Genomic DNA, 23,406 nt, shown 5'->3' with positions numbered 1-23,406 from the left:
GGCACCTCATTTGTAGTAATTAAGGGATTAGTGGTTTTCCAGGTTGGTCTGAACGCCCATTTGAATCAGGACTTCCGCCGCCTGGCCGGTGTGGGCGTAAACCGTGTACTCCACGCCCTCTACCCACACGTTCTCGCCTGCGTTCCAGTCACCGGTATCGCTACCGTCCGGTAACAGGTCAGACAGGTTGACCACATCGCCTTCGTTACCTTTCACCATCATCTGTACTTTGCCATCGGCAACGAACAGGTCTTTCTCGCCGTGCACCAGAATATCGCCGAGGCTGATATTCAGGGTGTTATCGCCGTCGCCGGTGATATCAATCACTTCCACCGACTCCAGCGCCGCCGCGTACTTCGCCAGGTCAATCACCAGGTCGCTACCGGTGATCTCCCAGGTGTCGATTTCACCTTCGGTGCCTTCGACTTCTGCTGCGCTGGCAAGCAGTGCTTCTTCAGTTCCATTTTCAACTGCAATCTCTGCAACGTCATTAACAATTGGCGCTGTTACCTCAGTTGTCACCGCCTCATCAGATGTTTCATCATTGATGCTTTCTTCAACTGCCGAAGAGAGTTTTGGTGCTTCCTCATCACCATCGGAAACCTTCGATTCAGAATCATCCTGAGCCTTCACTGCTGCCGCCAAAGCATCATCCTCAGCGAATGTACCCCATTCTGAACCAGGTCTCGGCGTACCCACGGGGGTATAAATGTTGACAGTATAATCCGCAGTTCTGATTATAACTCCCCCAATATTTGCCTCAACATAAAAGTTATTGAGTCCATCACGCTCCCAAAAATTAAAACCATTGATTCTATGTCTGCCTGCGGGGCTGGTCACAGTATTAATACTATAGCGAGCACCATTCCAGACTAACGTTAGAGTTGCGCCAGGTGGCAGATCGCCACTTTTTGCAATAGCTATGTCACTAAAATCTGGAACAGGTCTGTCTGGAATAAAATACTCACGGAAGTTTATACTAGCGCTCGTCATTCCACCTGAATAGCTGATATAGTTTCCGGCTGAGTCTCCTCTATACCACTGAACCATAGTGGTAATACCACCGCCAATGAAGGCGAAGTCCGGCCCAATATTCACACCATAACCCGGTGAATGCCCGCCACGGTTACCCAAATCATCCTCAAAGGTCGCCGTCACTGTGTGCAGACCGGTACCAACGAAGTCACGGTTTGGCGTGATTGTCCAGTTTCCACCGGTAACGACCGCTGAGCCAATCTCAGTGGCACCTTCCCACAGACGCACAATCGAGCCTTCTTCCCCAGTACCACTATAGGTTGGACGTACATCATCAGTCCTGCCGCCATTGACGACGTTGCCGATGCTGGCACCAAAGTCATCCCATGCACTGGTAATACGTCCTACCGTTGGTGGCGTGGTGTCGATGGTAATCGGCCACGAGTCCGCGCGAGTGGTACTTTCATTACCGGCGCGGTCAACAAACTGCGCGGTAAAGTTGTAGGTGCCATCACGCGGTACCGTCACATCAAATTCCCAGACACCCGCCGCATTCGCCTGGCCAGAACCCAACACGGTGGTGCCTGCGCCATCGTAGATATACACCCACGCAAACGGTTCGGCGGTGCCCCTCAGGGTTGGCGAGCGGTCATCGGTGCGATCGCCGCTGACTAATGGACCGGTATCACGGCCAACATCATCGTAAATCTGGTCGATGGTGCCGGTCGGCAGGGTGGTATCAATGTTGATCCCCCACTCCGCACTCTCCACTTCATACACGCCATCGTTGAACACGGCTTTCAGCGTATGCGGACCTTCCGCCAACAGCGCGGTTTCAATCTGCCATACGCCACCGGTAACAATGGTGGTGCCCAGCAGGCGACCGGTTTGGTCATACAGACGCACCGTGGCGCCCTCTTCACCGGTACCGCTGATCACTGGCGTCTGGTCGAAGGTGTAACCGCCTTCTGCCACATCTACCGGTGCAGCCGGATCGCTGTTGTTGGTTGCAGCGGTAATGGCACCGGCCGGTGGCACGGTATCAATGGTAATTTCCCAATCCGCCGAACGGTCACCTTCGTTACCCACTTCATCCGTGAAGCTGACCGAGATCTGCTTAACGCCATCTTCCTGCGGTGGCAGCGTGAAGCTCCAGGTGCCGTCTTCACGGACTACGCGGGTGCCCATCAGCACATCGTCAACAAATACGTTCACGATGTCGCCAGCAACGCCACGACCTTCTACCGTTGGGGTAGTGTCATCAGTTTTACCGCCGCTGAGGACTTCACCCTGATCGGCGCCCACGTCATCCAGCACGCGGTCAATCACGGCCGCGTTCGGTGCGGTGGTGTCAATCTCCAGCGAAAACTCGTTGGTGGTAGTGGTGCCGCTGGCATTGGTCACGCTTGCCGTAATGACGTAGTTGCCTTCAGTCAGCGCCAGTTCCTGCTCCCAGAAGCCGAATGCATTAGTGCGTACGCTGCCGATTTCCACGCCGTCGACATAGAGTGTGACGATGCTGTTAGGCGTCGCACGACCGTGTACGGTTGGTGTGGTGTCGTCGGTTTTGCCGCCGCTGGCAATATTGCCCTGGATGCTGCCTTCATCATCCGCTACGTGGGTGATGGAGACGGCCAGACGCGAGGTGTCAACGGTGAAGTCGATACCCGGCTGTTCGCCGCTGGTGTTACCCGCTTCATCAATCACTTCGGTGGTGAAGCTGTGGTCACCGTCACGCAGAGGCGTGGATGGCGTCACACTCCATTCACCGGTAGTCGCATCAGCAACCGCGGTGCCCACCAGATCGCCATTCTCATCACGCACGATAACCGTGGCGCCTGGCTCCGCCGTGCCCTTCAGGGTTGGCGTGGCATCGTCGGTGGTGCCGCCGCTAATGATTTCCGTTGCCGGGTTGTCCTGCTCATCATCCCACAGTGACAGATCGGCTACGTTAGCTGGCGCATCCACGTCGATAACAATCGGCCATTCGCCGGTGGCAGCGCCCAGGCTGCCGTCAGCCAGTTCTGGCTGTGCGGTGAAGTTGTAGTCGCCAGAGGCCAGCGGACCCACTTCCAGTTCCCAGCGACCATCAGCGTCAACTTCTACCGTGCCCAGCAGGCCAAGGTTGTCGTCAAACACATGCACAATGGTGCCAACAGGACCGGTACCGCGCAGGGTTGGCGTTGGATCGTTGCTCAGACCCTCTTTTTCAATCAAACCGGTATGTGCCGCCACGTCGTCATAGACGCCGGTGATGGCAATATCAGGCGTTTCGCCACCGGAGATGATATCCACTGTTTCTGGCGCTGACGGTAAACCGGTGTTACCCGCTTTATCTTCTGCTACCGCGGTCAGGATCAACTCACCCTGTGGCAGTGGACGCGATGGTATGAACGACCAGTTACCTGGCGCCGTATCACTGGCCGTTGCCGTACCCAGCAGATTGTCATACTGGTCATAAATGTAGACGGTGCTACCCGGCTCAGACGTTCCGCTAATGGTCGGGAACTGATCCGCCGTGCTGCCGCCGCTGACCGGACCATCGGCATCAGTAATCGCGGTGATTACCGGTGCTGGTGGTGGCGTGGTGTCCACTTCAAACTCCAGCGGATCGCTTTCCGGACTGACGTTACCGTTGGTGGCTTCAACAATAATGGTGAAGCTATGTTCGCCATCACTCAGCTCGTCGCCCACTTCCGGGGTAAAGGTCCAGTTACCGTTTTCATCAACAATCGCGGTACCGATCAGCGTTTTGGTGCCTGCCGGGAATTCATCGTAAATGTTGACGATGTCATCTTTACGCAGACCGCCACCCGCCAGTTCCGGACGGTTATCGTTGGTCAGGTCGCCGATCACGCCGACGTGTGCCGGAACATCATCGTAAGCCCCTTCCAGCGCGCCGCCAGGGCCAGTGCCCGGAATGCCTGGTACGTAGGAGTCAATGATGATTGGCCATGAGCCGGTACGACCGCCCACGTTACCCGCTTCATCACGGAACACCGCTTCAAAGTTGTATGGGCCGTCTGGCAGCGTTGCCAGTTCCAGCTCCCAGTTACCGTCAGTTCCGACCTGAACAGAGCCCAACACGTTGGTGGTATCTGCACCGTTATAGATGAAAACCCAGCTGTTCGGTTCGCCGGTGCCTTTCAGCGTTGGCGTGGCATCGTCCGTCACCATACCGCTGGTCACAGGACCGGTAGTGGTACCGAAGTTATCCAGAATCTCGGTAAAGGTGCCTGCGCCCGGTGGCGTGGTGTCAATGGTGATCACCCACTCGTTGCTGGTGGCCTTGTGCACACCGTCATCAAACTCAGCACGCAAGGTGTAAGTGTCTTCTGCCAGAACGATGGTCTCAATCTGCCATACACCGCCGGTTACCACTGCGCTGCCTACCAGACGATCATTCTGGTCATACAGATGAACAATGGCGCCCTCTTCACCGGTACCGCTGATCACCGGCGTGGTGTCGTTGCTGTAACCGTTGTCTGGAACATTAACCAGGTCCGCTGGATCGTTGTTGTTGGTTGCCGCAGTAATGGCACCGGCCGGAGGCACGGTATCAATATTCACTTCCCAGTTATCTGAACGGTCGCCTTCGTTGCCGACGTCATCCGTGAAGCTGACAGAAATCTGCTTAACGCCATCTTCCTGCGGTGGCAGCGTGAAGCTCCAGGTGCCATCTTCACGGACTACACGGGTGCCCTGTGGAATGTCGTCAACATACACGGTGACGATATCGCCCGGTACGCCGCGGCCTTCTACGGTTGGCGTGTTGTCGTCAGTTTTACCGCCGCTAAGGACTTCACCCTGATCGGCGCCCACGTCATCCAGCACGCGGTCAATCACGGCCTGGTTCGGTGCTGTAGTGTCAATCTCCAGCGAAAACTCGTTGGTGGTAGTGGTGCCGCTGGCGTTGGTCACGCTCGCCGTAATGGCGTAGGTACCTTCGGTCAAGGCCAGTTCCTGCTCCCAGAAGCCGAATGCATTAGTACGTACGCTGCCGATTTCCACGCCATCGACGTAGAGTGTGACGATGCTGTTAGGCGTCGCACGACCGTGTACGGTTGGCGTGGTGTCATCGGTTTTACCGCCGCTGGCGATGTTGCCAGTAATGCTGCCTTCATCATCCGCTACGTGGGTGATGGAGACGGCCAGGCGCGAGGTGTCAACGGTGAAGTCGATACCCGGCTGCTCGCCGCTGCTGTTGCCCGCTTCGTCAATCACTTCCGTGGTGAAGCTGTGGTCGCCGTCACGCAGAGGCGTGGATGGCGTCACACTCCATTCACCGGTGGTGGCATCAGCAACCGCAGTGCCTACCAGATCGCCATTCTCATCGCGAACGATGACCGTGGCGCCTGGCTCCGCCGTGCCCTTCAGGGTTGGCGTGGCATCGTCGGTGGTGCCGCCGCTGATGATTTCCGTTGCCGGGTTGTCCTGTTCATCATCCCACAGTGACAGATCGGCCACGTTGGCTGGTGCATCCACGTCGATAGCAATCGGCCAGTTGCCGGTGGCTCCGCCGAGGCTGCCGTCAGCCAGTTCTGGCTGTGCGGTGAAGTTGTAGTCGCCAGAGACCAACGGACCCACTTCCAGTTCCCAGCGGCCATCAGCGTCAACTTCTACCGTGCCCAGCAGGCCAAGGTTGTCGTCAAACACATGCACGATGGTGCCAGCAGGGCCGGTACCGCGCAGGGTTGGCGTTGGGTCGTTGCTCAGACCGTCTTTCTCAATCAGACCGGTGTGTGCAACCACGTCATCATAAACGCCGGTGATGGTGATATCTGGCGTAACACCGCCGGAAACCACTTCGATTGGCGCAGGTGCAGACGGCGCGCCGGTATTACCTGCCGGGTCGCGTGCTACTGCAGTCAGCTCAGTTGTACCCTGCTCCAGCGGACGGCTTGGCACGAATGTCCAGTCGCCTGTGGTTGGGTCAGCCGTGGTGCTGCCGAGCAGTTGATCGTCCTGGTCATAGATAAATACCGTGGTACCTGGCTCTGCCGTACCGATGATGGTCGGGAACGGATCGCGCGTGGTGCCGTCAGTAATCGGGCCATCTGCATCAGTCATTCCGGTAATCACCGGTGCTGGTGGTGGCGTGGTATCAACTTCGAACTCAATTTGATCGCTTTCCGGGCTACGTTGACCGGTTGGCTCTTCCACAATGATGCTGATTTTATGGACGCCATCTGCCAGCTCTTCACCCACTTCAGGCGTGAGGGTCCAGTTACCGTCGGCATCGACAATCGCGGTGCCGATCAGCGTCTTGGTACCCGCTGGGAATTCATCCCACACTTCGACGATGTTGCCTGGCACCATAGTGCCGCCGCCGCCAGCGAAGGTTGGACGGTTATCGTCGGTTAAATCTTCGATGATACCGGTGAATGGACCGACATCATCCCATGCACCTGCCAGCTCACCTTCTGGTCCGATGATTGGACGGCCTGGTGCTTCGGTATCGATGTTAACGGTCCACGGATCGGAACGCTCTGAAACGTGGCCAACCGCATCCTGTACTTCTACTGCGAAGATGTGCTCACCGTCGTTCAGTGGGGTTGCCGGTGTCCAGCTCCAGTTACCGTCGCCGTCAGCACGAATGCTATCGATACGCACGCCACGGTCATAAATGATCACTAAACCGTTTGGCTCAACCGGTACGCCGACCAGCGTTGGTGTCGAGTCATCGGTGTAGCCGTTATTGGCGACGTCACCCTGAATAGAGCCGACATCGTCCGTAATTTTATCAATGGCAGGTTTGACCGGTGGTGTCAGATCGACATTCAGCACGAATTCACCCGTTGGCACACTTTCACCGCCGGCAGGTGTGGTTACCGTTGCGGTGATGCGATGCTGGCCTTCTGGCAGCGTAATGGTGTAAACCCACTCACCACGGCCGTTGGACATAACGGTGTCAACCAGTACGTTATCCAGATAAATGCTAACCAGCGAATTAGGCGTTGCCTGACCGCGCAGGGTTGGCGTGTCATCATCGGTGAATGCGCCGTTGTACAGGTTGTCGCGGATGGAACCGACGTTATCTTCGGCGTAATCAATGGAGATCAGTACTGCACTGGTATCAACGATGAAGTCGATTGGCGTAGTTTCCGGACTCTTGTTACCGGCTTCATCTTCAATGATGACGGTAAAGCTATGGTCACCGTCTTCCAGCGGCGGTGATGGGAATTCCCATGTGCCGTCATCTTTAACGACTGTGGTACCCAATACCTCGCCATCGTCATAGACGTAAACAATATCGCCTGGCTCGCCGCCGGTTCCGGTAAAGGTTGGCGTGCGGTCATCGGTGGTATCACCTGAACCAATTGAGCCGGTTACGGCTGGAACGTCATCCCACAGATCAAGGTCGTCTGCGATAGTAGGTGCGTCGACATCCACGACAATCAGGTATTCGCCGCTTGGCGAGCCGCTGCCATCTGCGTTTTGCGCAATGATGCGGTGCTCACCACTCGCCAGGTCGCGGTTGGATTCGATGCGCCATTGTCCGAACGCATCTGAGGTCACGGTGCCGATGCTGATGCCGTCAATGAAGACTTCAACCACGGTGCCCGCTGGTGCGGTACCGGTGACTTCTGGACGTGGATCGTTAGTCAGGCCGCCTGGACCGATGTTGCCGACGATGCCGCCAGGCACATTGTCAATGACGCCGGTGATTGCCGGGTTATCCGGGATGCCACCTGCCTGAACAATCAGATCGAAAGGTAATGACACGCCGCTACGGTTGCCGGCATCGTCATGCGCCTGCGCCGTGACACGGTGTGGACCGTTGGTCAGTTGGAAATCTGGCGTAAATGACCAGCTACGGTCGTTTTCAACCTTGGCTGAACCAGCATAAACGCCGTCAATGTAAACCCAGATATAGCTGCCAGGTTCGCCGGTGCCGCGGAATTCAGGCTGGGCATCATCGGTTGGCGTGCTGCCGTCGTTGGCGCCCGTTACCGCACCCTGGTCATCGAAGAAATCGCTGATGATTGGATCGGTCGGAGGCGTGACGTCAATGATGAAGTCAATCGGATCGCTTGGATCGCTGACGCGGCCAATTTCATCTTCTACTTCAATAACAAATACATATTCGCCGGTGCCCAGACGCTCGTCGTCACGCGGGGTCCAGGTCCAGTTACCGTTTGCATCAACGATAGCGGTACCAAAGACCTGATCCACACCCGTTTCACGGATATGAACGATGTGACCTGGCGTCAGACCGGTGCCTTTGAATTCAGGTTGGGTATCATCCGTGGTGGAGCCATTTTCGATTTGACCGACCACAGGACCCACGTCATCCCACGCGCCTTCGAACTGATCGCCAGTAGGTTTAGCTGGACGCGTAGTATCAATGACAAATTCGAAAGTTGGGCTTGGGTCGCTGCTCAGACCGGCTGGATCAACGATGGTGACCGATACGCTGTGTGGACCTTCGCTCATGTCTCTATCAGGCGTGAAGGTCCAGGTGCCATCTTCTTTAACAGTGGTGGTACCCAGTAATTCGTTGGTCAGGACATCCCATACTTCTACGGTATCGCCTGCATCCAGGCCGCTGCCGTTAAAGGTCGGACGGTTATCATCGGTGATGCTGTCGCGCGCGATAGGACCGGTTTTCATGCCAACGTCATCAATAACGTTATCCATGTCAAACGCAGAAGGGATCATCACCGGAGGCGTGATATCCACGGTGAAATTAAAATCAGGGGTTGGCAGGCTTGGGTTACCTACCGGATCAATCACGACCAGGCTTACGGTGTGATTGCCTTCACCCAGCGGTGTTGACGGAGTCCAGCTCCAGTCGCCATTGGCATCAACCGGAACGCGGGCGACAACAACGCCATCAAGGGTGATTTCGACTTCAGACAGAGGCTCAGCTTTGCCACGGAAATCAGGCTGCTGATCGTTGGTGCTGCCGCCGTTGCTGACTAAACCGGTACGGGGTTCAATGTCATCCCATACTTCATTCAGTTCTGCGCGATCGGGTGCTTCCAGATCGATATTCAGTTCAAATGGATCCGAAGGTTCGCTGGTGCGGCCGCCGGGATCTTTTTCTACAACGGTGATGCTGTGTGGACCATGGGTCAGTGGCGGCGTGGTATAGGACCATGTGCCGTCTTCACCAATCAGCTGCTCGCCAATTTTTACTCCATTGTCCCAGATTTCAACGGTGTTGCCCGGCGTACCGGTACCGCTCAGAGTTGGAGTGCTATCGTCAGTGGAATCGCCACTGCGCAGCGTGCCTGTCAACGGACCGACATCATCATAGGCTTCGATGATAGAAGGAGTCGGTACCGAACGCGGGCTACCGCCGCCACCGCCACCACCGCCGGCTACCAGCAAACCAATGCCGGTTGCTGCGGCCAATGCACCTAATACGCCCAGCGCAATCAGCGCGGGAGAGAACGCAGTGCCCGCGGCAGTCAGACCGTCGAGACCACCAATGCTCGCTGCACCCAGTGCAACGGCGCTGCTCTCGCCATCCATTAAGAAGGCGGCTTCATCATTCTCATCGCCGCTGGTCGCAGTGTAAGCGTGCCATTGGCCATCTTCACCCTTACCGACCAGTTCGCCTGGATTATCGTAGAAATTTTCGATAATGAGTTGCGGCTGATCGATATCAGAGCCTTCAAGAATGACGTGCAGATTTTTACCTACGCGCTTTAATGTGACGTTTTCTGGAGCAACGCCATCTTTACCTTCGGAGAGAATATATTTACCACCGGCAATCGCTTTTATTTTTACCGGCGCATTTCCCTTGGCAGTACTTAAAACTTCCGCTTTGACAATGGTCTTGTTATCAACCACTGCAATATTTACTGGGGTAAGGCTCATGTATTAACCCTTGTATCGTGAAAGAACGTTGCCCCTGACAACGCCGGAGCACTCTTATTGACCAGATAATTCGACCTGGCCAGATGCGATGGATTTTCAGTGAATGTTCATGGGGAAGACACAAGCCGGGTCTTGCATTGCTCTGTGAAAAGGGAAATTTCTTAGTATTAGCTAATGAAAATAGCTACACTCAACTTCATTGAATACTGCGAGTGTAAATGTTTTTTTCTCATTTATTACAAAGCGTTAATTGAATAATTTCATTTACAGGAAACCCCATTATCATGTTGCGAACGCTACTCAAACCAGGAAACGTCTTGGTATTATTCAGCTTGATATGTTCTTCGGTTTTAGCTTCGCCCACAGCATTGACACTGGTTCCGCGTAGTGAAGTGATCACCTCGGAAATAAAATTTGATCAGCCGCTGCAGCAATGGTTGAGTCACCCCCCAGTGATAAAAGTGGCGGTTTGGGGACCGGCTCAACCGCCGATTTATATGGATGTTGACCCCAAAACCTATGAAGGTTTAGCGGCTGATTATTTACATGTATTAGAAAGATCGCTCGATCTGAAAATTGAAGTGGTGTTATTTGACAACGCTTCACAAGCGCAGAGTGCGTTGCAGCAAGGTGAGGTCGATTTATTGGGTGCATTTAATCCCGATGTGTATCCCATGCAGGATATTGTCGCCACTTCACCCTGGCTGTTAGATCACTCCGCGCTCCTGCTACGCAATGATGCGCAGACATGGGATGCAAAATCTTTTCCGGGGCAAAAGCTCAGCTACATCGCTACACAAAGTCGTATGGACGTTTTGGCGCGCGAATATTCCGGTTTTCATCTGGAACAGGAGTCCAGCTATATAAACGCGTCCGCTTCCGTGGCATGGGGACAAAGTCTTGGTGTCTGGTTAAACCGCTCCACCGCTGAATACCTATTGAATAACGGCTTTTCTGACAAGTTGAAAATCATTAATAGTCCGGTGCTCAGCAATCTCAACCTCTCGTTTGGCGTGAGTAAAAGTAATCCGCTGCTGCTGCGGGCGATCAATGAAGCACTCAACCGCGTTCCGCTCGCCAGCCGTATTGGCATTGCCAATCGCTGGGGGTTGACCAGTGAGAATGTGATTAAAGCCAACCCACTTGCGCTAACCGCTGAAGAGCAAAACTGGTTGCGAAAGCATCCGGAGATCACGGTGCTATTCAATGCCACCACGGCGCCGAACGCCTTTATTAATAAAGAGGGCAAACTGAATGGCGCAGTGGTGGATTTAATGAACGTGCTGGCGGAACGCTATGGCATGAAGTTTAACTTCAAGGCAGCCTATGGTCGCGCAGAGATGATTCGCCTGGGACAGCAATTCCCGGATGCGCTTTACGCGGTGGTACCGATGACCGCAGATTATCAGACTACCTGGAATGTGTTGACAACACGCCCGTATCTCCTGACACCGGTGGTGTTGATGGTCAATGCCACCTCGCCCACCCTCAGCAGCCTGAGCGCCATGCGCGGGCGAAAAATTGCGGTGACGCAGTTCAATCCAATTACGCCATGGCTGCAGCAGCACTATCCCGATATCGCCATCGTGACCAATCCTTCGGTGGAAATGGGTTACGCGATGATGAAAAAAGGCGAGGTTGATGGCGTTGTCACCACCCAGTTTGACGCGGATTATCTGCTGGCTTCGGATCCCGAGCGCGGCTTCAAAATTGGCATTCGTTTAGGTGATGACATCGCCAGAATCGGCATGGCCGCTAACCCTGATAATCCGCTGCTGGTCAGCATCATGAACAAAGCGTTGCTGGACTTACCGCCAGAAGCACTGCAGCGCATTAATGCGCATTGGCAACCGAAAAACAACGCGCTACGCCAGCCGTCGTGGCGCGACTGGCAGGGTGTGATTGTGAAAGTGGCGGCATGCATTGTGCTGGTGGTTGCGCTGCTGCTGTTGTGGACCCGTCACATCCACCGCATCAGCCGGCAGCGTGAAAGCGCACGACGTGCCCTCGCCGATCAGCTCGCTTTTGTGCGCACGCTCATCGATGCCTCACCGATTGCGCTGTATGTCATGGACCGTGAAAAGCGCCTGGTGCACTCCAACCCGGCGCTACGTCAGGCGTTGAACGCGGGAGAGGATAAGACGCTCGCGGAGTATTTACTGGAAAGTGACCATCTGGATGAACAGGTTAAGGATCGTCTGCGAACCATTATTAAACGGGTGATGACCGATGGCGTGCCGGAAGTTTACGAAGGCCCGCTGAAGTTAAATAACGCCATCTGCTTTGTTCACCACTGGATTGTGCCGTGGCGCGATACCAACAACGAGGTGGTGGGCGTGATTGGCGGCTGGCTCGACATCAGTGAAAAAGAGAAGCTGGTCAATGAGTTGCGCAGCGCCAAAGACGAAGCCGATTTGGCTAATCAGTCGAAGAGTGTGTTCCTCTCCAGTATGAGCCATGAAATCCGCACGCCGATGAATGCGATTATAGGACTGCTTGAGCTGGAGGTGAATGAACATCAGCAGCAGGGCATCAACAACGAGAACGTGCGCGTGGCCTGGGAGTCAGCTAAGTCACTGCTGTTATTGATTGGCGATATTCTTGATCTGTCGAAGATTGAGTCGGGCACCTATGAGCTGCGCCCGAGCTGTATTGATGTGCCACAGCTGGTCAGCAGCGTGGTCAATCTGTTTGAGAATCGTGCGCGCGAAAAAGACCTGGAACTGACGCTGGAAGTCGAGCTGGAACATACAACCTATCTGCTTGATCCGTTGATGATTAATCAGCTGGTTTCCAATCTGGTGAGTAATGCCATTAAGTTTACCGACAGCGGCAACGTGACGGTAAGCGTTTATCAATCTCAGGAGGTCAATGACGGGCGTAGCGATCTGGTGATCGATGTGACGGACACCGGTCCAGGATTGACCAGCGAACAGCAGGAACGCATTTTTGCTCCCTTCGTCCAGGTTGAGGGACGTAAGGCGCAGCTCGGCACCGGACTGGGTTTGAGTATCTGTCGTCGCTTAGCGGAGTTAATGGGCGGTGAACTGCACGTTGAAAGCGAACCCGGCGAGGGCGCGAGCTTCCTGTTTTACTTCTCCGCTGAGGCCTGTGCCGCAGAAACTATCGCGCTAAGCGCCGACGATGACGAGCGCTCGATGCATGTGCTGATCGTTGACGATCACAGCCCCAATCGCCTACTGCTGACTCAGCAGTTGGAGATGATGGGCCACCAGGTAACAGCCGCCGAGAGTGGCGAGCAGGCGCTTGAAATCCTGCATTCTGGCGTGGCGATCGATCTTATCACCACCGATGTGACGATGCCTGGCATGGATGGTTTTGAACTGACGCGCCATATTCGCCAATGGGAACTGCAGCACAATATAGCGTCCAAGCCGATTCTGGGACTGACTGCACACGCGCAATCCAGCGTGGTGGATAAATGCCGCGAAGCCGGCATGAACGAATGTCTCTTCAAGCCAGTGCGCAGCGCGCAATTACATGACGCGGTGAACCGATTAATGGGCCGCAGCGCATTCACCCCGGTGAAAGAAATTATCTCCGACGATCAGAAACGTCTGCAGGCATTAAAGTTTTTACACGAAGAAGTTATTCGTACCAATCGCAGCGATCTGCACAAATTGACAAAAATGGTGGAGAGCGGTGATCGTTTGCAAATGGCCAAAATGGCGCACCGATTACTCGGAGGTGCACGAATTATGCAGAGAAATGAACTGGAAGAAGCCTGTTCCCTGCTGGAAAATATCAGTCAGGACGAAAGTTGCACAATTAGCGATTTTCGTGAAGCATTAATAGCGATCACAGAACAAGTGGAAGAACTTGAACGTCAGTTAACCACTGACGAAAAGTAATTCCTCTGTGATATTTTTTAAAAGACACGTCTTGGTCAATATGCGTTAAATGCTGTGTTACAGTATTTAACGGTTGTTAAAAGGAGGATTATTTCAGGATGACCACTATTTCTGTAGTCGATACTAACCCGCTTATACGTCGCGGATTAAAACGTATTTTAACTGAACGCGGTTATAACATTGCTGTTATCGCCGAAACGTTAGATGAGATGCTGTTTAGCAACATTAATCACAAACCGCAGATCCTTATCCTGGAGCCGTTATTTCAGGATCAGTTAGCCTATGAAAAACTGGAGCTTCTGCGCAGTTACAACCCAAAACTTAAAACGTTAATTCTATCTATTTCAGAGAGTTACTATCATATTCAGCAAAGCCTGCAGATGGGCATTGAAGGCTATGTGTGTAAATCCTGGCCGTTAGAGACGTTATTTGAATCCATTGAGGAGATTGAAGAAGGCAAGCACGCTTACTCTAAAGAGCAGTTCCATCACAAAGATAAATATCCAAATGATGCCCGTATTTTATCCTCGCTTACCCGCCGGGAGTTTCAGGTGTTACGGATGTTTGGCGCTGGAAAGTCGATTAAAACCATCTCTCAGGAAATGAACCTGAGTAATAAAACCATTAGCACCTATAAAGTGAAAATGATGCAAAAAATGGCGACCAATAACGTCATTGATATTGTTGACCTGGCACGTAGAAATTTTCTTTTTTAGCTTCAACTGGCAGTCTTCGGAAGCATTTGATATCTTGCTGTCGCTACGGTGACAATAAAATAGATACAAATCTGAATTATATTGATAGGCACACATCAACAAGATTCACGCTGTTTACTGAAACATCTCCTCTTCATTAAGTGAAGCTGATGACGTTAATAAATAGGCCAGGGAAACCTAACGGCAATGAGCCATAATAATTGCAACAGATAATTATGGCTGCCCTTCCTGCAAACGCGGATGGGCGTAGTCTATTTCCCATTAAGGCTATCAGTAACGCTTAAACCAGATGCATGCTTTAATCTGCGCAGTTGCACTGCCCACAGCAATACTCTTTTAAACAACCGTGCATGGTCGGCGCGTTAAACGTGCTGATCTAACTTAATGCCGCCCTGCCAAACATTCGATAATGAAATTCTTCGTTTACCATTTTTCACCGCATTCCGGCTAATAATCAATGATAATTAATTAAGGATGCACGCCCTTCAGTCACCGCACATTTTGTAACGGCGCGATTAATCGCGCAATAAATTGCGCCGCTACGAAATGTGCAAAAATATTTTGCGTTTTAAGAGCATAAAAAAGCCGCTATCTTAAGCGATAGCGGCTTGGTCAAGACCGTGGGCGATAGGGATTTCAAGCGACGCCCACGATGGGTCACTGATTACGCTTGCAGCAGATCCTGCATCTGTTCAGCTGACAGCGCGTCACTGCTCATCAAGGTGTTAACCCCTTCTAAGCCGGTTTCAACTTGCATATCGGCGTCGCTGATGACCAACTCCACCTCTGGCAGGGCAGCGGATGTGCTAAACGCCTGGAACAGTTGTGGCGCTTCATCTGCCAGTAACGCGTTATAGCTAAACGTCTCTGCCATTGACTGCGCTTCCTGCTCTGCGGCTTGCTCCGCGATGTATTGGCGCAACAGATGGGCGGCCACCTTAATTTGCACCGGCTCACTGCTGAGCGAACCCACTTTGACCTGCAGAGAATGCTCGGTGCTGATGAAGTAACGGCTGGCGCTCCAGTTACCGTCAGCATCGGCATATTCCGTCAGCGACAGACGTCCATTAACCCACAACTCCACTTTTGCGTGCGGTGGTGCGAATCCGGTAATGCGCGGCTCGTTATCGGTCAGGCCGTTACTCTGTTGCACCGCATCCACGTTGCCTGCCGAGGAGATAACGGAGGTAATGGCCAGTTTCGGCGCAGGTGCTGGCGCTGGCGCAGGTTCGGGCACGATTGGGGTCAGATTTTCCTGCTCGTTCGCCTCTTGTGCGGCAATGAATTTACGCAGGTTATAGGCTGAAACGTTAATTTTCACCGCTTCACTGCTCAGCGAACCGACTTTAATTTGCAGATTATATTCACCCTCAATAAAGAAACGACTGGCGCTCCACTTACCGTTAGCATCCGCGCGCTCAGTGAGCGATAGACGTCCATTAACCCAAATTTCCACCTTTGAATGCGGTGGTGCGTAGCCTTCAATGAGCGGCTCTTTATCGGTCAGACCGTTGCTTTGCTGCACCGCATCAATTTTGCCTTCAGATGAAATCACCGAGGTGATCGCCAGTTTGGGCGCAGGTACCGGTTCGATAACGGGCTCAGGTTCTGGTAGTGGTGCCGGCTCGGTCACCACGGCTTCCACATGGACTCCCCACTGGAAATCCAGTCGTTGACCATTGATGGCGATTTCCAGTTGATGCTGACCTGCGGTGAGCGTGGTCTGGGCAACCCATTTACCTTCAGCATCAGCCCTGGCGCTGCCAACAACATTTTTGCCTGAATAGATCAGAACCAGTTCGCCCGCAGGTGCCGTACCGGTGACAAACAGGTCGTTTGACTGCGTTTTTGCGCCTGAATCGATGATCTGAGACTGCGCCTCATCTTCCCAGACTCCGGTGATCCAAAGTGGAGTGGGGTCTGGAGTTGGCTCTGGAGTGGGTTCTGGAGTGGGTTCCGGAGTTGGCTCTGGCGTCGGTTCCGGAGTTGGCTCTGGAGTTGGTTCCGTAATTGGTTCCGGAGTTGGTTCTGGAGTTGGTTCTGGAGTTGGCTCTGGAATTGGCTCCGGAATCGGTTCCGGTGTCGGTTCTGGAATGGGTTCCGGGGTCGGCTCAACCACTTCAACAGCAATGACGTTCAGGTTGAAAATCTGACTTGGGATACCGTTGGCTTTCACCACAATTTGATGCGGGCCGGTTGCCAGAGGTGACTCAGGTTCTAAACTCCATGCACCCAGCGCATCCGCTTTCGCGCTGCCAATAAATACATCGTTGGCGTACACATCTACTACCGCATAACGCGTGCTGGTGCCGAACATTTTAGGCTGTGCATCATCAGTGGTGCCGTTATGACGGATAATGCCGCCTTCACCCACATCATCCAGCATGCTGCTGAGCGTTGGGCGCGGGAACCTGCTGGCATCGACGTTGAATCGATAATCGTTGCTTTGCTGATTTCCGGCAACGGCGTAGAAATCGAGATTGCCGCCAGCATTAACCACTACACCATGGTTCCATTCGCCACTGGCCTGGCTTAGCGTGCTGCCCACTTCCTGGCCATCAACAAAAATACGAACCAGCGTATTCGGTGCGGCATGTCCCATTAACATCACAGAGGCAGCTGAAACAAAACTTCCCTGCATTGCGAAGTCGATTGAGACGATAGGCTCAGACGTAGGTTCAACTTCTTCTGCCGTCACTTCTTCAACGGGCACTGGCGCATAATTGATGACGAAAATATCGCTGCTACCGCCCTCTTCAGTCACCAGTCTGATTTCATTGCGACCTTCCTGGAGCTGGGCTTCGAAGTGCCACTCACCTTTATAGTCGGAATAGTCGCGATAAACGCGTTCACCATTGAGGTAAATCTCTACCGTGGTGTATTGCGAGGTCACTTTGCCGCCTAACTGCAGCGTTGCGGAACCGACGGTTTCATCGTGGTTGACCGGCGACCATTCGCCATTCGGCAGTAACACCTCAACACTATCAATCTGCGTTTGGCCAATGAAATCAACGTATGAATCACGCACATCAATGCTGAAAGGCTGGCTGGATTCACCGCCAGCACTGATGTGTAACTGCTGCGCGCCCGGCGACAATTTCTCTGCCAGCATCCAGCTGCCATCTTCACCTGCGCGCACGCTGCCAACTGCCTCATTATTGGCGTACAGCGTTACGATTTGGTTTGGCTTCGCGGTACCGTAGATTTTCGGTGACTGGTCGTCAGTAGACTGTCCCGGACGCAGATAACCCTCGCTGCCGATGTTGTCATAGATATGGCTGATTTGCGGTTCGCGTGGATGAATGGCGGCGACATTAAAACTGTACTCGTCGCTGCGCATGCCTTCTGCCGTCATGACACTTAAACGATGTTCGCCGTTGGCCAGAACGGGAGTAAAGCTCCAGTTTCCTTTTGCATCGGCTGTAACCACCTTAATCACATTATCGCCGTCCATGATGCGTAGCATGCTGAACGGAGCAGCACTGCCCGCCAGCGTTGGCGTGCGATCCAGCGTGGTTGCGCCGGGTAAGATTAAGCCGGCATCCTGAGCATCGGACGTAATGGAAAGAATAGCGGGACGGAAAAGGGGATTTGCTGAGTGTGATACATTTCCTGGTATCATATTTGTAACTCCTTGATAAACGAATTATATAATTTCTGACTACATTTATAACGTTCAGAAATTACCAATAATGCGTCGTCTCAGGCTACAAGCCGGGTCTTTCTTAGGTGCGCTTTTTACTTCAGGGGTTGCGGCGGTAGAGCATGGAAGTGTATGGCGAGGTTTTTAAGGTGCGCAGAGTGCGCACCTCAATAATCAGCAAGAATGGACAATAGCGGTTTACACCTTGAGCATTTTCACCGTGGCATCCACGTCAATCTCATCTGCCGAGAAAATGAGCGTGCTTCCCTGGAAGGTGGTGATCGCCAGCTTTTTCAGCGTGCGCATTTCATCAGGCTTAACATCTTTTTTCGGCTTAATGCTGTTCATCAATATACCCACCGACAACACCGGATTCTCTTTATCAATGCGGGTTTCGACCGGCACTTCTTCGCTGTACACCACGTAATTTTTGATCGAGGTGAGCTTCAGGCGCTCGCCGGCAATATAGATGTATTTACTTTCGGGTGACACTTTCACCGCATAGGCTGACAAGCCTTTGTTATTAGTGGCCGGTTCAAACGTGACCGCGGCATCTTTTTTAATCAGCTCAGGATTAGCGACCTTAATCACATGAAAATAGCGGTTATCGCCATTCTCATCTTTGATAAATCCAAAACCTTTATCCTGAAACCAGGTTGTGATTGTTCCGTTCATCGCCATTACCGCCTACCTAATCGTTATCTACTCAGTTTTTTCAGCGCGCAGTGTAATGCACAATGCCTGCGCAGACTACGTCTACCGGGTAAGTGTGGACGATAAATTTCCGCGCGGCGAATCTGCGGCTGGTCATATTCGCCAGTCAGCGGAAAATTGGTTATTATCCGCCCCCACCTTCCAGCCGGGCAGCCTGATGTCTTCCATTATCGATACCTTTATTGCCCCGCCCTGTACTGAAGAGATAGAGATTGTTTATCAGGACGAACACCTGCTGCTGATCAACAAGCCTGCAGGCTTGCTGAGCCTGTCCGGGAAAAATCCGCAAAATCTCGATTCAGTCCATCACCGGCTGGTAAAAACGTTTCCCGGCTGCACGCTGGTTCACCGCCTTGATTTTGGGACTTCAGGTTTGATGGTGATTGCCCGCAATAAAGCGATGAATGCCGCGCTGTGCCAGCAATTCAGTCAGCGCAGCGTGAGCAAGGAGTACAGCGCACTCCTGTGTGGGCATCTGGAGCATGAACAGGGCGTGATAGACGCGGCGATAGCGAAAGATCCGGCACTGTTCCCCAGGATGTCAATTTGCGCCATCCGCGGTAAGCCCGCGCGTTCGCGCTATCAGGTGATTGAGCGTTTTTATCACGAGTGTGAAGATGGGACGTTACTGCCGTTAACGCGGGTGGCGCTAAGCCCGGAAACCGGGCGCACTCACCAGCTGCGTATTCACTGCCAGCAGCTGGGCCACCCGATTTGGGGCTGTGACCTGTATGGCGGCCGCCTGTTGCCGGGGACCGAACCAACCTCACGGATGATGCTGCACGCCAGCGCGCTGCATTTTGTTCATCCCATTACGGAAGAGTGGATAACTGCACGCAGCAACAGCCCGTTCTGAAGCAGAATTAACGGGATTACCACATCAAATCATCAGGCACTTTGAAATCAGCGTACGGATCTTCTTCATCCTGCTCTTCCTGACTCAGGGTGCTGTTTAAGACAATGCTGTTCGCATCTCGCTGCGCAATTTTATCGGCTACGCTGGCGGGAATGATGGCGTATTGACTCTCACCATTGTTATCAACCACCAAACGCGCAATGGCCAGACGACCACTAATCAGCTGAGCCTGGGTGGTTTTATCCACCATTATTTTTTTAATTAAATTACCGTCGGTGAAGTTGAAACCAATATTGCCTTTCGAAATGTCGATGCGGTTCATTTCAATCAGTTGCTTCACCTGAGCCTTATACTCTTTGGATAAAGCCGCTTGCTTTTGTTGTTCGCTCAGCTGCTTATCGCGCTCAAGCTGCGCTTTTTTATTCTCTTCCACGGCCTCTCTTGCTTCACGCGCCTGAACGCGTGATTTTTTGGCCGTTCTTTGCACTTTATCCATCTTTTTGCTGGTAACTAATCCAGCTTTAAGCATCTGCTCTTGTAAGGTGAGTTTTGTCATTGTTAGGTCTGAACCGGTTGAAGAATTTGGGGGATTATAGCTGGAATTTCCGCGGCTGTGCCAGCCTGGTGACCGTAAGAGGGGAAGCGATGATAGCCACTTTCCCCTCAGTCACGCTATGCAGCAATAACCCCTATTCCGTATGGGCGCACCAGTTTCTCGCCGGATTAATACCACCATCAGGAGAAGTAAAGCCAGAACAGCCTAAAATAGTGTCGAATAGCTTCTCGTGAAACACCGGCGTTTTATTATTTTGCAGCTGCTCTAATTGTGCGAACGAGGCTTTGTGATCCTTATTACTCAGGAATTTATCCGAGGCCCAGACCATAATTGGAATAGTGCGCTGCGCCATAGGTGCATGATCACGCGGCGTGCCGTGGAAATGCAGGTTATCGGAAATCGATTCACCATGATCGGAGGCATAAAAGACAATGGCATTTTTATCTTTCAGGCTATCAAACGTCTGCTTAAGAAAGTAATCGGTATACAAAATACTATTGTCATACGAATTAATCATCTCCTGCGTACTGCATGCATCATCAATGCCCTGGCACTCCGGTTGATAACGCGCAAATGCACGAGGATAACGTTCCGTATAAAGATAGTGCGAACCTTTAGTATGCAGAATAACGATATGCTTGCCCTGAGGATGGCGCTGAATAGAATCCTGGAGTTCCGTGACTAACGCCATATCATCCACCGGTTGCCCTACATGGCGTTTTTCCGCCTGAATAGATTCCCGTAATGCATAGCTGTCTGCCATAACTTTGTTATAGAACCAGGCTTCACTCTGCATAGAATAGAGTTCTTCAGAAAAGCCCTGTTTCTTCATTACCGTGAATACGTTCATCTCTTTAAGCGTTCGCTGCGGTGCTTCTGACGCCCCGCCTTCGCGCACAAACATGCAGCGCAGCGAGAGTTTAGTTGAGGTATCACAGGAATAACCTTGGAGGTGAACCAGATTTTTTTCATGGTCGAGATAAGGCGTGTTGTCACGGTCATAACCGTAAAGTCCCATATGATCGCGGCGTGCGCTCTCGCCAATCACAAACACGATATAGAGGTTGTCAGCATCCTTGGGCGGGTTATAGCGATAATGATCCGTTGGGTCGTAAAGATTACGATTATCTTCCGCCTGGCTGTAGGAACTGTAAGCCAGTAATCCCACGCCTGATAACCAATTCGAAGGAGAATAGGTCCCGGCCACGATACCGCCGTAGCTGGCCATCATGCGATTGTTGTGTTTGTCTTGCTCATCTTGCATTTTACCCATCAGATTGAGCGGTAACCAACAACCCATTGCAGCAACCAGAATGGCCACGGTTTTATAAGACCAGTAGCGTTTTTTATTAATCGTGGCAGCTGAGCTGGTGCGTAACCCACGCCAAATCAGCCATAGCGGAATAATATTGACCGCCACCAGCCACAGCACAAAATGCCAGCCAATGGATTCCTTTGAGAGATCAATTGAATCCGTCGCCAGTACCGCAGCAATAATTCCATAGCCAATATCAATATTGAAAAAGATCATGTAGTAGCTGGCGGCGCTAGAAAATATCACCAGCAGCGTCATCAATAGCCGAGAGATCATCTTGCCGGTTAATGACATTAATAAAGTTAAAAACATCACTAAACAGAATGCGGCGACGACTTCAATGATGACCGACAGAACATTGTCAAATTGCAGTTGATGATAACGACGAATGAAAATAGGAATATTAAGTAAAATGCCGACATACAACGATACCCATCCCGGTACGTAAAATTGCTCAAGCCAACCCCGTTTAAACATCTTTGCCTCATTATTAGTGTAACTAGATTAATTCGTTCCCTGTAAAAAACGTGCCATTGCTGAGACGATGAGGTTGAGAATGGGTTCAATCTAGCGAGAAGAATGAGCATGTTATAATGTAACAATATGTTGTAGATGGTGTATGGCGCCAAGGCTTCCTAAGTCATCAACCTCTGCCAGCGCTGGGCAAATACTTTTGCCATCCCGCAATGTCGCTAGCCATAAACTGGGATTTTGGCTCCTACTGCATCTGCTCCATACCTCATTCTGCACGCCATCATGAAATTCCTTCATGTTCGTTGAAATTAAATCACTTTTTTTCACCCAGAGACTGAGGCATAAAAGATGCATTGTTAATAACTTAAAATAATATCAAGCCTACTCCCTGAGAGTACCAGCGAAGAAAAGCTGGGAAATCCTGCAAGTCAATCAGGCTTGATATTCGACACTAAGGTGCCAGATTGCGATGACTAACCATTTTGACTTTGCTGTGAAAACGCTGCGTTTCGACGAAAATTACAATCCTTCCGAGAACACGCGTATCACCACCAACTTTGCGAATTTAGCGCGGGGCGAAAAACGCCAGGATAATTTACGCAACGCTTTAGTGATGATTGATAACCGCTTCAATTCTCTGGCGCATTGGGATAACCCGAAAGCGGATCGTTACGCTGTTGAACTCGAAATCGTCTCCGTTGAGTTAAAGATCGCCACAGCAGGCAATGACAATACCTTCCCGGTGATTGAGATATTAAAAACCAATATCGTTGATAAAAAAACCAATGAACGTATTGAAGGCATTGTTGGCAATAACTTCTCGTCTTACGTGCGCGACTATGACTTCAGCGTATTGCTGTCCGAGCATAATAAAAATCATCCAGAGTTCCGCACCCCGGATAACTTTGGTGAACTGCATGGCAACGTCTTCAAATATTTTGTTAACTCGGAGGCGTATAAAAATAACTTCAAAAAAGCGCCGGTTATCTGCCTCAGCGTTTCAAGCAAAAACACCTATTATCGTACCGGCAATGAACATCCGGTGCTCGGCGTAGAGTATCAGCAGGATGAACTCTCCCTGACGGATGAATATTTCGGCAAAATGGGATTACGTGCGCGTTATTTCATGCCTGCTAACAGCGTTGCGCCTTTAGCATTTTATTTCCATGGCGATTTACTCAGTGATTACACCAATCTTGAGCTGATCAGTACCATCAGCACGATGGAGACTTTCCAAAAGATCTATCGTCCTGAGATCTACAACGCTAACTCTGCAGCCGGAAAATACTATCAGCCAAGCCTGAACCACCTCGATTTTTCGTTAACTCAGATTGTTTATGATCGAGAAGAACGTAGCCAGTTGGCTATTGAACAAGGAAAGTTCACTGAAGAGAACTTCATCAAACCATATCAAACTATTCTTGAGCAATGGTTTGCCAATTCCGTTCTTTGATTG

9 protein-coding genes are annotated in these 23,406 nt (G+C 51.9%); 4 read left to right on the top strand and 5 right to left on the bottom strand.

Annotated features, from left to right (window positions below; translation table 11 throughout):
- Nucleotides 1-27: 27 nt before the first annotated feature.
- The gene (locus tag AC790_RS22575) at nt 28-9,804 is read right to left on the bottom strand and encodes an Ig-like domain-containing protein (protein WP_049853289.1); all 9,777 of its coding nucleotides are present in this window, start codon (nt 9,802-9,804) and stop codon (nt 28-30) included.
- A gap of 437 nt (nt 9,805-10,241) precedes the next feature.
- Between AC790_RS22575 and AC790_RS22570 the strand changes: the two genes are divergently transcribed.
- Both AC790_RS22570 and AC790_RS22565 read left to right on the top strand, forming a co-directional pair.
- The gene (locus AC790_RS22570; RefSeq protein WP_161804886.1) at nt 10,242-13,676 is read left to right on the top strand and encodes a transporter substrate-binding domain-containing protein; all 3,435 of its coding nucleotides are present in this window, start codon (nt 10,242-10,244) and stop codon (nt 13,674-13,676) included.
- Nucleotides 13,677-13,774: 98 nt separating this feature from the next.
- A complete protein-coding gene (locus AC790_RS22565) occupies nt 13,775-14,392 on the top strand; it encodes a response regulator transcription factor (RefSeq protein WP_049853287.1) in 618 nt (205 codons plus the stop codon).
- A gap of 664 nt (nt 14,393-15,056) precedes the next feature.
- Here the strand turns inward: AC790_RS22565 and AC790_RS24920 are convergent.
- Nucleotides 15,057-18,014 (bottom strand): Ig-like domain-containing protein, encoded by a 2,958-nt coding sequence (locus tag AC790_RS24920; RefSeq protein ID WP_049853286.1) that lies wholly within the window; start codon nt 18,012-18,014, stop codon nt 15,057-15,059.
- 219 nt (nt 18,015-18,233) lie between these two features.
- A complete protein-coding gene (locus AC790_RS22555) occupies nt 18,234-18,716 on the bottom strand; it encodes a cold-shock protein (protein WP_049853285.1) in 483 nt (160 codons plus the stop codon).
- A gap of 190 nt (nt 18,717-18,906) precedes the next feature.
- Between AC790_RS22555 and AC790_RS22550 the strand changes: the two genes are divergently transcribed.
- Nucleotides 18,907-19,605 (top strand): RluA family pseudouridine synthase, encoded by a 699-nt coding sequence (locus tag AC790_RS22550; RefSeq protein ID WP_049853467.1) that lies wholly within the window; start codon nt 18,907-18,909, stop codon nt 19,603-19,605.
- Between the two features lie 16 nt (nt 19,606-19,621).
- On the opposite strand, the gene AC790_RS22545 is transcribed toward AC790_RS22550, so the two are convergent.
- Together AC790_RS22545 and eptB are read right to left on the bottom strand one after the other, a co-directional pair.
- Nucleotides 19,622-20,161, bottom strand: a complete 540-nt coding sequence (locus AC790_RS22545; protein ID WP_049853284.1) for a DUF2058 domain-containing protein — start codon at nt 20,159-20,161, stop codon at nt 19,622-19,624.
- A 133-nt stretch (nt 20,162-20,294) separates the two neighbouring features.
- Entirely contained in the window at nt 20,295-21,953 is a 1,659-nt protein-coding gene (eptB, locus tag AC790_RS22540) for a kdo(2)-lipid A phosphoethanolamine 7''-transferase (RefSeq protein ID WP_049853283.1), read from the bottom strand.
- Nucleotides 21,954-22,419: 466 nt separating this feature from the next.
- On the opposite strand from eptB, the gene AC790_RS22535 reads away from it, so the two are divergent.
- A complete protein-coding gene (locus AC790_RS22535; RefSeq protein WP_049853282.1) occupies nt 22,420-23,403 on the top strand; it encodes a DUF1852 domain-containing protein in 984 nt (327 codons plus the stop codon).
- Nucleotides 23,404-23,406 lie beyond the last annotated feature (3 nt).

Origin of the sequence: Pantoea sp. RIT-PI-b, assembly GCF_001187905.1 — a bacterium.
Lineage (GTDB): Bacteria > Pseudomonadota > Gammaproteobacteria > Enterobacterales > Enterobacteriaceae > Pantoea > Pantoea nemavictus.
The sequence above is the reverse complement of the archived record's forward strand: the minus strand, read 5'-3'. Positions and strand labels throughout refer to the sequence as shown.

What these genes read in the sequence shown, in the direction of transcription:
- AC790_RS24920 (WP_049853286.1), bottom strand. Translation starts at nt 18,014, where the DNA reads ATGATACCAGGAAATGTATCACACTCAGCAAATCCCCTTTTCCGTCCC.
- AC790_RS22555 (WP_049853285.1), bottom strand. Translation starts at nt 18,716, where the DNA reads ATGGCGATGAACGGAACAATCACAACCTGGTTTCAGGATAAAGGTTTT.
- eptB (WP_049853283.1), bottom strand. Translation starts at nt 21,953, where the DNA reads ATGTTTAAACGGGGTTGGCTTGAGCAATTTTACGTACCGGGATGGGTA.
- AC790_RS22575 (WP_049853289.1), bottom strand. Translation starts at nt 9,804, where the DNA reads ATGAGCCTTACCCCAGTAAATATTGCAGTGGTTGATAACAAGACCATT.
- AC790_RS22565 (WP_049853287.1), top strand. Translation starts at nt 13,775, where the DNA reads ATGACCACTATTTCTGTAGTCGATACTAACCCGCTTATACGTCGCGGA.
- AC790_RS22550 (WP_049853467.1), top strand. Translation starts at nt 18,907, where the DNA reads ATGTCTTCCATTATCGATACCTTTATTGCCCCGCCCTGTACTGAAGAG.
- AC790_RS22535 (WP_049853282.1), top strand. Translation starts at nt 22,420, where the DNA reads ATGACTAACCATTTTGACTTTGCTGTGAAAACGCTGCGTTTCGACGAA.
- AC790_RS22545 (WP_049853284.1), bottom strand. Translation starts at nt 20,161, where the DNA reads ATGACAAAACTCACCTTACAAGAGCAGATGCTTAAAGCTGGATTAGTT.